Source organism: Dokdonia donghaensis DSW-1 (assembly GCF_001653755.1).
Taxonomy (GTDB): domain Bacteria; phylum Bacteroidota; class Bacteroidia; order Flavobacteriales; family Flavobacteriaceae; genus Dokdonia; species Dokdonia donghaensis.
The window spans coordinates 1,831,605-1,844,862 of record NZ_CP015125.1; the positions used below are offsets into that span (position 1 = coordinate 1,831,605).

At 37.8% G+C, this 13,258-nt stretch carries 13 protein-coding genes and 2 tRNA genes; 6 read left to right on the forward strand and 9 right to left on the reverse strand.

Annotated features, from left to right (window positions below):
• Positions 1-19: 19 nt before the first annotated feature.
• The 4 genes from rpsT to proS all read right to left on the reverse strand — a co-directional run bounded on the left by rpsT (position 20) and on the right by proS (position 2,067).
• Positions 20-271 (reverse strand): 30S ribosomal protein S20, encoded by a 252-nt coding sequence (gene rpsT, locus I597_RS08100; RefSeq protein WP_035328248.1) that lies wholly within the window; start codon positions 269-271, stop codon positions 20-22.
• Between the two features lie 31 nt (positions 272-302).
• Positions 303-374 (reverse strand) — tRNA-Glu (locus I597_RS08105).
• Between the two features lie 57 nt (positions 375-431).
• Positions 432-503, reverse strand: a tRNA-Glu gene (locus I597_RS08110).
• A gap of 85 nt (positions 504-588) precedes the next feature.
• Positions 589-2,067: a proline--tRNA ligase gene (proS, locus tag I597_RS08115; protein WP_035328250.1), complete on the reverse strand. Its 1,479-nt coding sequence runs from the start codon at positions 2,065-2,067 to the stop codon at positions 589-591.
• Between the two features lie 101 nt (positions 2,068-2,168).
• Here proS and I597_RS08120 point away from each other — a divergent pair, with 101 nt between their 5' ends.
• The 3 genes from I597_RS08120 (at position 2,169) to I597_RS08130 (ending at position 5,466) form a co-directional block, all read left to right on the forward strand.
• Entirely contained in the window at positions 2,169-3,305 is a 1,137-nt protein-coding gene (locus tag I597_RS08120) for a hypothetical protein (protein WP_035328252.1), read from the forward strand.
• 34 nt (positions 3,306-3,339) lie between these two features.
• On the forward strand, positions 3,340-4,863 hold the full coding sequence (locus I597_RS08125) for an OmpP1/FadL family transporter (protein ID WP_035328254.1): 1,524 nt from the start codon (positions 3,340-3,342) through the stop codon (positions 4,861-4,863).
• A gap of 63 nt (positions 4,864-4,926) precedes the next feature.
• On the forward strand, positions 4,927-5,466 hold the full coding sequence (locus tag I597_RS08130; protein WP_035328257.1) for an NADPH-dependent FMN reductase: 540 nt from the start codon (positions 4,927-4,929) through the stop codon (positions 5,464-5,466).
• Here I597_RS08130 and I597_RS08135 read toward each other — a convergent pair.
• Entirely contained in the window at positions 5,463-7,136 is a 1,674-nt protein-coding gene (locus tag I597_RS08135; RefSeq protein ID WP_035328260.1) for an alpha-amylase family glycosyl hydrolase, read from the reverse strand. The two genes, I597_RS08130 and I597_RS08135, sit on opposite strands and share 4 nt — an antisense overlap.
• Positions 7,137-7,239: 103 nt before the next feature.
• On the opposite strand from I597_RS08135, the gene menA reads away from it, so the two are divergent.
• Entirely contained in the window at positions 7,240-8,142 is a 903-nt protein-coding gene (menA, locus tag I597_RS08140) for a 1,4-dihydroxy-2-naphthoate octaprenyltransferase (protein WP_035329107.1), read from the forward strand.
• A 110-nt stretch (positions 8,143-8,252) separates the two neighbouring features.
• On the opposite strand, the gene I597_RS08145 is transcribed toward menA, so the two are convergent.
• From I597_RS08145 to I597_RS08160, 4 genes are all read right to left on the reverse strand, one after another.
• The gene (locus tag I597_RS08145; RefSeq protein WP_035328263.1) at positions 8,253-8,525 is read right to left on the reverse strand and encodes an HU family DNA-binding protein; all 273 of its coding nucleotides are present in this window, start codon (positions 8,523-8,525) and stop codon (positions 8,253-8,255) included.
• A gap of 186 nt (positions 8,526-8,711) precedes the next feature.
• The gene (gene fmt, locus I597_RS08150; protein WP_035328265.1) at positions 8,712-9,662 is read right to left on the reverse strand and encodes a methionyl-tRNA formyltransferase; all 951 of its coding nucleotides are present in this window, start codon (positions 9,660-9,662) and stop codon (positions 8,712-8,714) included.
• Positions 9,659-11,548: a RecQ family ATP-dependent DNA helicase gene (locus I597_RS08155; protein ID WP_081965025.1), complete on the reverse strand. Its 1,890-nt coding sequence runs from the start codon at positions 11,546-11,548 to the stop codon at positions 9,659-9,661. Before I597_RS08155 ends, fmt begins: the two co-directional genes overlap by 4 nt.
• The gene (locus I597_RS08160) at positions 11,545-12,081 is read right to left on the reverse strand and encodes an AAA family ATPase (protein ID WP_035329110.1); all 537 of its coding nucleotides are present in this window, start codon (positions 12,079-12,081) and stop codon (positions 11,545-11,547) included. Before I597_RS08160 ends, I597_RS08155 begins: the two co-directional genes overlap by 4 nt.
• 80 nt (positions 12,082-12,161) lie before the next feature.
• Between I597_RS08160 and I597_RS08165 the strand changes: the two genes are divergently transcribed.
• Together I597_RS08165 and I597_RS08170 are read left to right on the forward strand one after the other, a co-directional pair.
• Positions 12,162-12,452 carry a DUF493 family protein gene (locus I597_RS08165; protein ID WP_035328267.1) on the forward strand — a complete coding sequence of 97 codons (291 nt, stop codon included), beginning with the start codon at positions 12,162-12,164 and terminating at the stop codon, positions 12,450-12,452.
• 137 nt (positions 12,453-12,589) lie between these two features.
• On the forward strand, positions 12,590-13,240 hold the full coding sequence (locus tag I597_RS08170; protein ID WP_035328269.1) for a DUF4290 domain-containing protein: 651 nt from the start codon (positions 12,590-12,592) through the stop codon (positions 13,238-13,240).
• The last annotated feature ends 18 nt before the right edge of the window (positions 13,241-13,258 follow it).

A 13,258-nucleotide genomic window follows, 5' to 3' on the forward strand; every position in this document is an offset into this window, starting at 1 on the left:
TGTCTAAAGCGTAGATCTATTAAAGAGTTGCTACGTGCTTTGCAAGCTTAGATTTAAGGTTAGCAGCTTTATTATTGTGTATAATATTGCGCTTAGCTAACTTGTCAATCATAGAAGCTACAGCAGGATATAAAGCCTGAGCATCTTTTTGCTCAGTCATATCGCGTAATCTTTTGATCGCGTTACGAGTCGTTCTGTGCTGGTAACGATTTCTAAGACGCTTTGCTTCGTTGCTTCTAATTCTCTTTAAAGCTGACTTGTGATTTGCCATTATTGTTTTTTCTAAATAATTATAAAAGTTGTAGCCCGTAGGGGAATCGAACCCCTCTTACATGGATGAAAACCATGCGTCCTAGCCGATAGACGAACGGGCCAGAAATTCTAGTTTCATATTTCTCAATATTACCTCTAGAATTGTAAATCAAAAATTGTAGCCCGTAGGGGAATCGAACCCCTCTTACATGGATGAAAACCATGCGTCCTAGCCGATAGACGAACGGGCCTAGAACAATCGCTTAAATTGCGGATGCAAAAATAAACATATTTCTAGATGATGCAAACCAATTTGAAAGTTTTTTTAAAACTTTTTTAGTAGGCCTTGGCAAACAGTACTCTACGCAATGATTTTTTACCAGAATATACACATATACCTTCTTCATTTTTCGCGTTAAGCGGAATACATCTTATCGTTGCTTTTGTTATTTCTTTAATTTTATCCTCAGTCTCGGTAGTGCCGTCCCAATGAGCACTTATAAAACCACCTTTGGTGTCAAGGGTTTCCTTAAAGTCTTCAAAGTTATCTACAGTTGTTATATGACTATCTCTGTAATCTCTGGCTTTATTATATAAGTTTTCTTGAATTTCTTTAAGTAGTGTTATTACGGTATCAACAACAGTTTCTTTTGCTACAAATTCTTTTGTTAATGTATCTCTTCGTGCTAATTCTACAGTACGCTTTTCTAAATCTTTTGGGCCTATGCCTATTCTTAAAGGAACTCCTTTGAGTTCATACTCATTAAACTTCCATCCTGGTTTGTGGGTATCTCTATTGTCAAATTTTACTGACACACCGTGTAGTTTTAAATCTTGTACAAGTTCCTTTGCTACTTGAGATATAGCATCTAGCTGCTCTTGACTTTTATAAATAGGCACTATTACAACTTGAAAAGGTGCTAGGTTAGGCGGAAGTACTAAGCCCTGGTCATCACTATGAGTCATAATGAGTGCTCCCATAAGTCGTGTTGACACCCCCCAAGAGGTTGCCCAAACGTGCTCTTGTTTTCCTTGGTTTGAAGTAAATTTTACATCAAATGCTTTTGCGAAATTCTGACCTAAGAAGTGAGATGTTCCTGCTTGTAGTGCTTTTCCGTCTTGCATAAGCGCTTCTATACAATAGGTCTCATCTGCACCTGCAAAGCGTTCACTTTCTGTTTTAACTCCTTTTATAACGGGTACAGCAAGAAAGTTTTCTGCAAACTCTGCATACACGTTATTCATAAGCTCAGCCTCTTGTAGTGCTTCATCTTTTGTTGCGTGTGCAGTATGTCCTTCTTGCCATAAAAACTCTGCTGTTCTTAAGAAAAGGCGTGTACGCATTTCCCATCTTACAACATTTGCCCATTGATTAATAAGTAATGGTAAATCTCTATAAGACTGTATCCAACCTTTGTATGTGTTCCAGATAATAGCTTCACTAGTAGGTCGTACTATAAGTTCTTCTTCTAGCTTTGCGTTTGGGTCGACAATAAGTTTAGAAGAGTCCTCGGGGTCTGTTTTTAACCTGTAGTGTGTTACTACGGCACATTCTTTTGCAAAACCTTCTGCATTTTTCTCTTCTGCCTCAAATAAACTTTTTGGTACAAATAATGGGAAGTAAGCATTCTCGTGCCCAGTCTCTTTAAACATACGGTCGAGCTCTGCTTGCATTTTTTCCCAGATTGCGTAACCATATGGTTTTATAACCATACAACCACGTACAGCAGAGTTTTCTGCAAGGTCTGCTTGAACTACTAGTTCATTATACCATTTTGAATAATCTTCACTTCTTTTTGTGAGTTTCTTGCCCATAAAAATCTATTTTGGCACAAATATTGTGTATTCTCTTAACGTAAAATTACCAAGCGAAATTAGGTATTTTTACACCAAGCAACAATTAAAACAGCACCGATATGAATTTTTCTACATCACTCAGAACTTCAATTAAGAGTTTATCTTTATCTGCACTTGCAGCTACATTACTTGTTGCTTGTAGTGCCTCACAGCAAGTTTATGATGACGATGGTATATACAGCAGTAATGAATCTGCTAATGCCACTTCTCAAGAAGCAACTTCTTCTAATGGATCAAATACTCAAGTTTATAAGAACTATTTTGAAAAGGGTGCACAAGAGCTCGGTGAGTTAGAAGGAGAGGGAGCTATATTTACAGATATAGAAGAATATTCTTCAGAAGATAGCAATGCTATCTACGTAGATGGAACAGATTTTGAATCTGCTACTGGCTATGGTGCTTGGGGTGATGAGGTTCAAGATGTGCAGGTTACAATTTATAATAACAGTCCTGTTTGGGGATGGAATCGCTGGGGCGGTTTAGGCTGGAACGGTGGCTTTGGCTGGAACGGTGGTTTTGGCTGGGGTAGAGGCTTTGGCTGGGGAGGAAACTTCTGGTCGCCTTGGTATGGTGGTGGTTATTATAACCCTTTCTGGGGTGGAGGCTTTGCTTACAATAGCCCATTTTTCTATGGTAATTTTAACCATTTTAATAATAACTTTTATTACGGAAACCGTAGATATAACGGTAATAGAGTAGCTTATAGTGCTGGTAGAAGATCGATAAACGGTTCTGGAAGAAGAATGGGAGCTACAAATGCTATTGCTGCCTCAAGGTCGAGACTAAGAACTTCATCTAGAAGTAGAACAACTTACAGCCGTAACAAAGGTACAGCAAGACCTACTTCGAGCCGTAATGGTACCTATAGAAATGGGGTTTCTAGAGGCACGCTTAATAGTGCACAAAGACCCTCTACAGGTTCTAGACCTAATACATACTCAAGACCGTCTTCAAGAACAAGACCTACAACAAGGCCTAATAGCCGTCCTACTAGACCTAGTGGAACTCAATCAAGACCTTCTTCAAGACCTAGCGGAAGTAAAGCAAGGCCATCTTCTAGACCATCTAGACCAACGTCTAGACCAAGCTCTTCATCTAGAAGGAGTTCTTATAGCAGACCGTCTTCTTCTTCATCTAGAAGCAGTGGATCAAGATCTAGCTCAAGTTCAAGCAGAAGCGGAGGTCGTAGAGGATAATCCTACACAGTTCATTTAGCAATAAAAACTACATATGAAAAAATTATTTTTAATACTGGCTATTTCGGCCTCAGGAACAACTTTTGCCCAAAGTATAGCAGAAGCACTTAATTATAGTGCTTCAAACACAACAGGTACAGCCAGGTATAGGGCGATGGGTGGTGCCTTTGGAGCACTAGGCGGTGATCTTAGTGCTATAGGTGATAATCCAGCCTCAAGTGCTGTATTTACAAAAGGAACGGTTTCTTTCTCTTTGTCTAATGACAATTTAGATAACACAACCACATTTTTAGGAAATAGTACAAACTCTTCAGACACAGATCTTTCTCTTAACCAAGCAGGAGGAGTTTTTATCATAGATGGAGCTGGAAACTCGGGATGGAATAAATTTTCTTTAGGATTTAACTATGACCGCATAGGCAACCTTGACAATCAATATAGAGCTATAGGTACTAATACTAACTCGATATCTTCATATTTTTCAGATTTTGCGCAAGGAGTACCGCTGGATTTACTAGAAACTCTTGACGGTGAGACTGTGACTGATTTATATCAATTTCTAGGAGAGAGTGAAGGTTTTGGAGCACAGCAAGCATTATTAGGATATCAATCATTTATTCTTGATCCCTTAACAAATGATCCAGGCAATACAGAGTATTTTGTAAATACGGTAGGCGAAGCCTATGAGCAAGAGTATCTATTTGCTTCAGAAGGGTATAGCGGCAAAGCTTCTTTTAACATTGGAGCGCAGTATAATGATAATCTTTACGTAGGCCTTAACTTAAACTCTCATTTTTTAGATTATAATCAATCTACGGTGTTGTTTGAGTCTAACGATGCTGGCCCAGATGAGGGATTTACAAACGTTACCGATATTCGTTTTGAAAATAATTTAAGAACTATAGGAAGCGGCTTCTCTTTTCAACTAGGAGCAATTTCAAAAGTAACTGATAATTTAAGATTAGGATTTACATATGACTCTCCTACTTGGACAACAATAGATGAAGAAACCACACAAAGGATCACAACCACTGCGGTAGATGATGCTGGCGTATTTACTACTGTAGTTAACCCTAGAGTAACTAATGTGTATGAAAGTTATGAAATTAAATCTCCTGGAAAATATACAGGTAGTGCCGCATATCTTTTTGGTAAAAAAGGACTTATAAGTTTAGATTATTCATATAAAGATTACACTGCCTTAAGTTTTAGACCGGAGAGTGATGCTTTCTTTAATGCTCAAAATGCTGCTATAGATAATTTACTCCAGCCAGTAAATGCACTCAAGCTAGGAGGAGAGATAAGAGCACAAGAGTGGAGCTTTAGAGCGGGTTACAGATATGAAGATAGCCCTTTTAAAGATGAAACAACCGTAAGTGAGTTAACAGGTTATTCGGCAGGTGTAGGTTATAATTTTGGAAATGTAAAAGTAGATGTTGCTTATGACAATTTTACACAAGATCGCACTACTTCTTTATACAGTACAGGCTTGACTAGTAGCACGACAGTGGCAAGTGATAATACATCTATTATAGCAACACTTACACTTAGCTTATAAAAATCATCAATTCATCAATCATAAAAAAGACTATCTTCGGGTAGTCTTTTTTTTTATAACTGTATGAGATCAATAATAGCATTATCAGGAAGTAACAGCACAAAATCTATAAATACTAAACTACTAGATTTTGTAGTATCTAGTATACACAATCATAAGGCTGCAAGCGTATCACTCTTATCTTACGATATACCTATGTATAATCTTGACCTAGAGCAAGAGCGCGGTATTCCCGTAGATATACAGATTATAAAAAATAAAATTGCCGAAGCAGATGGTGTCATAATTGCCGTAAATGAACACAACGGAATGATATCTGCCTTTTTTAAAAACATATTTGACTGGCTTTCACGTGCAGACCGTAATTTTCTAGCCGGTAAAAAACTTCTTGTGGTAAGTACCTCTCCGGGAGCTCGCGGTGCAGCCTCTGCTTTAAATTATATAAAAGAGACGGCACCACGTTTTGGAGGTGAGGTAGTAGAGAGTTTTAGCTTCCCATCATTTCAAGATAACTTTGACGTAACCCAGTCTAGTATTACAAACTCAGATCTTGAGATGGGTATTAGCCAAGTTGTAGCTTCTTTTTTACAAGCACTAGATTAGTAATCTCTAGCAACTTCAAGTAGTACTATACTATAAGGCGTGTCTAGCGATACCTTTCCATTTATTGCGGTAACCTCTTTTCCTGAGTATGCGTCTCTAAGTTTTTCCGCTTTCGCGAAAGCGTTACCCACCACAATTTCCTTTTTACCCACAACTAGTTCTAAACCTACGACTACTGTATCTGTAAAGTTATCTTTTGTAAATGCTCTTTTAAAGACATAAGGAGCCTCGCTAAGCATCTCGTGAGTACCTGCACCCACTGACGGATGATTCTTTCTAAAAACACCTAGTTTTTGCCAGTGAGAGAGTACGTCGCCTGTAGTCTTTGTATCTATTGCGTCCCAGTTCATAAAACTTCTCAAAGTTGCATCACCTTGAGTGCCTTCTATAGTAAGATCACGTGCCGTCTCATCACCATAATAAACTTGAGAGATACCTGTCGTGAGAAGGAGTTTTGTACCAGTTTCTATTGCTTTAATACGTTCTTTGTCAAATGGTTGTCCATCATCGTGAGACGTTGCGTAGTTTACAAAACTCTTGTCTACAAATAGCGAGTCTTTTATAGAAGCATATTTATGAAACAATGATTCATAGCTACCTTGTGCATCATATTTAAACTGAAAGTTGATGAGGTTATCAAATCCATTTTCGAAATAGTTTACCTTTTTATCACCAAAATCATAAGCAAGTCCGCCGTCTACAGAGTAGTTATACACTTCGCCGAACATAAAGAAGTCTGTGTCATCTAGTACTAGATCTGGGTTGTTGGTCTTAAAATCTGCAAATGCTTTATCTGCTTGAGCACGCAATACTACCCAAGACTCTTCATCTACGTGTTTTGTTGTGTCTACTCTAAAAGCATCTACACCATACTCTCGTATATAATCTGTAAGCCATTTTATGATATAGTTACGTGGTGTCTTTTTAAGATTATTTGAAACAAAGTAGGCGTCTAGCTCTGAAATTTCTTCTTCATAGCGTCCTTCTTTTTTCCACTTTTCGATAAGCGTGAGAGGTAGTGTTACCTCTTTTGAGCTCCCTGTGAGTATGTCTGGTAAATTTTCTACAAGGCTGCAAGCTGTTGTGTTCTCATAAGTACTAAAAGCACAGTTAGGATTTTCTCTAGCCCAGTCTGTACCCCAGAAAGGATCTTGCTCTGTTACCGGTCCTGTATGATTAAGAACCACGTCCATAACGATACGTATATCATTAGTATGTGCCGTCTCTATAAGCTCTTTGAGATCTTCTTTTGTCCCAAAGTTAGGGTCGAGAGCTGTCCAGTCTTTTGTCCAGTACCCGTGATAACCATAAGTAACACCTGTACCTTCATCTACTGGCCCGTGTACTTGCTCTACTACGGGAGTAAACCAGATGGCATTAATTCCTAAATCTGTAAAGTAACCCTCTTTAATTTTTTTTGTAATTCCTTTTATGTCTCCTCCTTCAAAACCTCTTAAAGTGGCAGTTTCTTCTGTTCTATTAAAATTTACATCATTTGATGTATCTCCGTTATAAAAACGATCTGTTAGTAAAAAGTACATATTTGCAGCGTCCCAGAAGAAAGGTGCTTTCTCCTTTACTGGGGCTGTAGCAACAGTAGTTTCTTCCTTTTTACAAGCTATAAGTAAAAGAATTACAGAGGCGCTTAGTAGAGCATATTTTAGTTTCATAACGATGGGTGTTTTAATAGTAGCTAATCTAGTAAATCCTTTTGAAAGTTGAGACGAGTAGATGCCTAAAGAAAATAGTACATTTACGCACTTAAAATATTTTATGCCTTCATTTAAAGTCTGGCTTAGTGCCGCTCGCCCTCGTACCTTACCGCTCTCTATAGCTGGTATACTAGTAGGTGGTGGCCTAGCGTTACAAGAAAATGCTTATAATGGTCTCATCTTTGGCCTTGCTATACTAGCTACGCTGGGATTTCAAATCTTATCTAACTATGCAAATGATTATGGAGATGGGGTAAAAGGTACAGATAATGATGAGCGTGTGGGCCCTGCAAGAGCAATGCAAAGTGGTTTACTTACTGCAGCACACCTTAAAAAAGCCATTATAATTACTTCTAGTATAACAGTAGTGATTGTACTAAGTTTAATTTACAGCGCCTTTGGCAAGGATCAATTTCTATTATCATTGTTATTTTTATTGCTGGGTATTGCAGCCATTATTGCAGCCATAAAATATACCGTAGGTAGAAGTGCTTATGGATATAAGGGGCTTGGTGATGTGTTTGTCTTTTTATTTTTTGGACTTGTAGGGGTGCTGGGCTCTTTTTTTCTATTTGCACAGTATATACATATTATACATATTTTGCCTGCCGTAACCATAGGTGCGCTTTCTGTAATGGTATTGCATCTCAATAATATGCGCGATCGCGTGTCTGATACTCGAGTGGGTAAAAATACTCTAGCCGTAATTTTAGGGCAGAAGGGAGCTGTGCGTTATCATAACATCTTGTTTCTAGTAGCTATTTGTTGCTGGGTGAGTTTTATAGTCTTGAGAGCAACAGATCTTTTAGACTATGTATCTATCATAGCATTTTTACCATTGGTTAAGCATATGCTTACGGTAAGAAATACAAAGGAGCACACCTTGCTTGATCCAGAATTAAAGAAAGTGGCGTTGTCTACATTTTTACTTGCCGTACTATTCTTTGTGGGGAGTTACTTTTAAATGTAGTTTTTACGCTTTCGCGAAAGCGCAACAAAAAACATAATTATAAATAGGGCATAAAAAAAAGGAAGCATTACTGCTTCCTTTCATTATATAACACTTAAAATCGACTAGTTTACAGAGTTTGAAAGCTCAGATCCAGCTTTAAACTTAACTACGTTTTTAGCAGCGATTTTGATTGTTTTTCCAGTTTGAGGATTTCTTCCTTCACGAGCATTACGCTTAGATACAGACCAAGATCCAAAACCTACTAGAGAAACACGTCCTCCTTTTTTAAGAGTACCTTCAACGTCTCCTAAGAAAGATTCTAATGCTTTTTTTGCTGCAGCTTTAGTGATACCAGCGTGCTCTGCCATTCCGTCGATTAATTCTGATTTGTTCATAATATAATTTGTTAATTAATTAATTGTGTTTAAACTGTATGTTTAATTCCCTAACAAATTTATACGGATTATTCGCCTACGCAAGCAATAGCAAGGGAAATCGGGGTTTTTGTTAATAAGTATGCCCATTTGTTGATAAAGAGGGGGCTATTTTTTAATTCTCTTAACGCCTATGGTTACAGGGGTTTAGCGCATTTTGGCATTTTTATCAAACTTATAGCCGTTAAGAAGGTCCTTTACGGCCATCTTTTTCTTTCCAGAAAGTTGGATTTCTGTAATACATATGTATCCCTCTGGAGTTGCAATAGCGAGATGGTCATCTACCTGCGTTACGGCTCCTGAGGGAATGAGCATCTCTTTATCTGCTTTCGCGAAAGCGCCATAAATTTTTACGCGTTGCTCCTTGCCACCATTTTCTAGTATGGTATAAGCAGCAGGGTAAGGGCTTAGCCCTCTTATATGATTGTAGATTTCTTGGAGTGGGGCGTCCCAGTTTATTCTCGTATTCTCACTATGTAACTTGTAAGCAGTCTTTAATTCTTTTGATGAGTCTTGTATATGTGTCTTTACATCATCTCGCTCAATTGCCTTAACCGTTTTAATTACAAGTTCTTTACCAGCTATCATAAGACGGTCGTGCAGGTGACCTGCATTTTCCTTATCATCTATAGCTAGTGATTCTTGTAAGATAATTTCTCCAGTGTCTATTTTTTCATCTATAAAAAATGTAGTTACACCTGTTTCTGTCTCACCGTTTATAATTGCCCAGTTTATAGGCGCTGCACCACGATATTGAGGAAGTAATGATGCGTGTAGGTTAAATGTGCCATAAGCAGGCATCTTCCATACCGCTTCTGGTAACATTCTAAAGGCAACCACAATTTGAAGGTTTGCTTTAAGTGCTTCAAGTTCTTCTAGAAAAGATTCGCTCTTAAGATTAGTAGGTTGTAAGATGTTGAGGTTTCTCGCTTTTGCAAATGCCTTGACATCGCTCTCTCGTATTTTTTGTCCTCTACCTGCTGGTCTATCTGGTGCCGTAATTACACCTACTACGTTATATCCTTCGTCTAGTAAACCGTGTAAGATGGTCACTGCAAACTCTGGCGTGCCCATAAAAACTATGCGTAAATCTCTCATAATAGGGTGTATGTGTTATTAGGTAAAATGGCTATTTTTTTCTGTTCCAAAAGTAGTCGAATAGAATTGATTATTGTCTGTTGTGGGTATGCTAGTTGTGCAATTTCTCGTGAACTTTTTGCACCGCCTTTAAGTAAATCTATAATGGCATTATCTATAGATGTTCTGGTTTTTATAACTGTACGGTTTCTACATACATCACAATTACCACAAGGCTCATCGAGCACTTCGTCAAAGTAATGCATAAGCTGTATAGCTCTACACGTAGTATCATTTGCTATATAGTCTTTAACGGCTTGTACTTGGTTTTTCTTGTAGTTTTCTTGGGTTTTTATAAACGGAGCAATCACATTAATCGTACGGTCATCTTCTCTAGGGACTAAAAAGGTGATTGCCGTGTCAAAGTTTTGATGCTCGTAATCTATTATATCATCTTGGTCTAGCGTGAGGAGTACTTGATGTACTTGCTCTAGAGTTTTACCAGCTTTATTTGCAATGATATTATAGTTGATATTAGTCACCTGTTCAAAGACTGCTCCATACGTACGTAATACAGCCTTTACAACATCATCTAGTTGATTGTTTCGTAGTAAGTAATAGGTGAGTGCAAAGTCATTTACTTTAAAGTTAATAGTTGCTCTCTTTGTAAACTCTTGAGATAAACTTATGACGCTATTGCGATCTAATACCTGTAACGCATTATAGGTGAGAATGGTGTGCAATTTATAAGCGCCACAAAACTCACTAAAGTTAAAGCGGTGTAAGCTATCTTGTCCTTCTCCGTATGAGATTTGAAAATAGTTTACTAGATGTTTATAGGTTTTTTTTACCGTATGAGTGTCTGGTATTACTTTAAGAAACTGGTTTTCTAGACGTACCTCGTCGTTCTCATTATATAATAATACGGCTTGAGATTCTTGACCTGCCCTTCCTGCTCTTCCTGCTTCTTGAAAGTAGTTTTCTATACTATCAGGAATTTCTAAGTGTACTACGGTATCTACATCTGCTTTATCTATTCCCATACCAAAGGCACTTGTACCCACCATTACCTGTACTTTATTTGTACGCCAGGCTAAGTATTGTTTATGACGCTCCTCCCGAGACATACCTCCGTGATATGAGGTGGCTGTGATGCCTCGTCCCTTTAAAAAATGAGCTGTATTAAGTGTTGCTTTTCTATTACGTACATATACAATAGCGCTTTGCTGTGTGTTTGCGAGTACAGTTTCTAGCTCATAAAACTTATCTGTAGCAAGTCGTATTTTATATGTGAGGTTTTTTCTATGATATGAAGTTTTAAATAATTGTGGTTGTTTGAGATCTAGTAAAGTAGTTATATCCTCAAGTACCTTAGTTGTAGCAGTGGCGGTGAGAGCAATAATGGGGCAGTTGGGTTTTAAAGATCTAAGTTTTGAAATATCTCTATATGCCGGTCTAAAATCGTGACCCCATTGCGAGATACAGTGAGCCTCATCTACCGCAATAAGGCTCACATTCATAAGCTTTATGCGTTCTTGCACAAGTTCTTGCTGTAATCGTTCTGGTGATAGGTAAAGGAGCTTATAATTACCATAAATACAATTATCAAGTAAGGTGTCTAGTTCTCCATAGCTTATGCCGCTTGTAATAGACAGTGCTTTTATCCCTTTTTCTTGAAGCCCCATCACTTGATCTTTCATCAAGGCTATGAGTGGCGATACTACAATAGTAATTCCATCTAATAGAAGGGAGGGCAGCTGGTAACATAATGATTTACCACCGCCAGTAGGTAATAAAGCAATGCTATCCTCACCAGCAAGAACGTTTTTTATAATCTCTGCTTGTTGCGGTCTAAAATTACTATGACCCCAGTATGTGGTGAGTATATCTTTTGCTTTATCTATCAAGAAGTAAGTGTGTTAAGTATAAATTGCGCTCTCTCTTCTACAGGGCCAGTAGGTACAGGTATAGGTGAGTAGCCATACTGTTTATATGTCTGTACAAGATGTTCTTCTATTTCCTTTGCTTGGTCAAAGGTTTCATAACGTTCTTGATCAATCACGTGTATTTTTTCCCAAGTAGGTAATATAAAAACAAGGTCATAAGTGTGTGCCTTACAAGCCTCAATAAAATCTTCTGGATATTCTTGATTTACAAAGTCCATATATGCCACCGTGTCAGGTATGCCGCGATCTATAAAAACAAAATCATTTTTAAAACCATCTACATCCTTAAATTGCTTGATACGTGCATCTCTTAACAGGGTAGAAAAGAGTAATGGCTTCTCTAAAAAAAGCTGGTCAATGCCCTCCTTTTGGGCATTGCTTATCACTTGTCGTGATATTTCTTCTAGGCAGGCATAGCCTAGATTTTCTAAGTGATTAAGTAATGTTGTTTTTCCTGTAGAAGGGCCACCTATGAGGAGTATTCTTTTTGGCATAAAAATGGTAATCTTTAAAGCAAAATTAAGCAAACTACAGAGAATGTGATTTCAGTATCTTTGCAACAGAAAATAAGAAGATGGATTCAGGAAAGAAAACAGAAGAATTTTACATAAAATTAAAAGCACAGCTAGCAGACACTTCAATGTGGCCAGCACCATATTTGTATAAATTTATAGTGCCAGCAAGCGCCGAAAAGGAGGCACAAATCGTTAAGATCTTTGATCATCTAGGTGCCGTAATAAAGAAAAATGCATCCCGCACAGGTAAGTATACCAGCGTTTCTATAAATGTACGTATGAAAAACCCAGACGCGGTTATAGCAAAGTACAAAGAAGTGGCAGAGGTAGAGGGTGTCATCTCTCTATAGGGGTGATTACGCTTTCGCGAAAGCGTACTTATAACAAATAACTGTTATCAATTTATTAAACCTGTAAGCATTTATACAAATTTTAGTATTTTGCAGGTGTCTTTACATAAAAGATAACTTCACTTAATTTTTTACAATTGATAGATCAATTAGAGTACAACACGGAGAGAGTCCATCTCATCATACCCGAGTACGGGCGCCATATTCAAAAAATGGTAAATGATGCGACGGCAATGGAAGACGCCGAAGAGCGTAACAAAACTGCAAAAGCAATTATTGCGGTGATGGGTAATTTACAACCGCACTTGCGTGATGTACCAGATTTTCAACATAAATTATGGGATCAGTTATTTATAATGTCTGATTTTAAACTAGATGTAGAGTCTCCATACGGAAAACCATCTAGAGAAGAGCTTGCAGAGCGTCCAGAACCACTAGAGTACCCACAAAATCATCCCAAATATCGTTTTTATGGTAATAACATAAAGCGTATGATAGATGTAGCGGTCTCTTGGGAAAAAGGAGAGATGCGTGAAGGGCTTGCAATGACTATTGCAAACCATATGAAAAAGTGTTTCTTAAACTGGAACAAAGACACCGTAGAGGATGATGTAATCTTTGATCACCTTTTTGAACTTAGTAATGGTGAGATTAACCTTAAAGAGCGTGACGAGCAGTTACGTGATTCTGATAGATTAATACGTGCTAATAAAAAAGCCAAAGCTGCAGACAACCCAGTAAAGAAAAGAAATTATTCAAAAAACAATAACCGTAAGAAGCGTTATTAAAAAATATACCTCAATCTA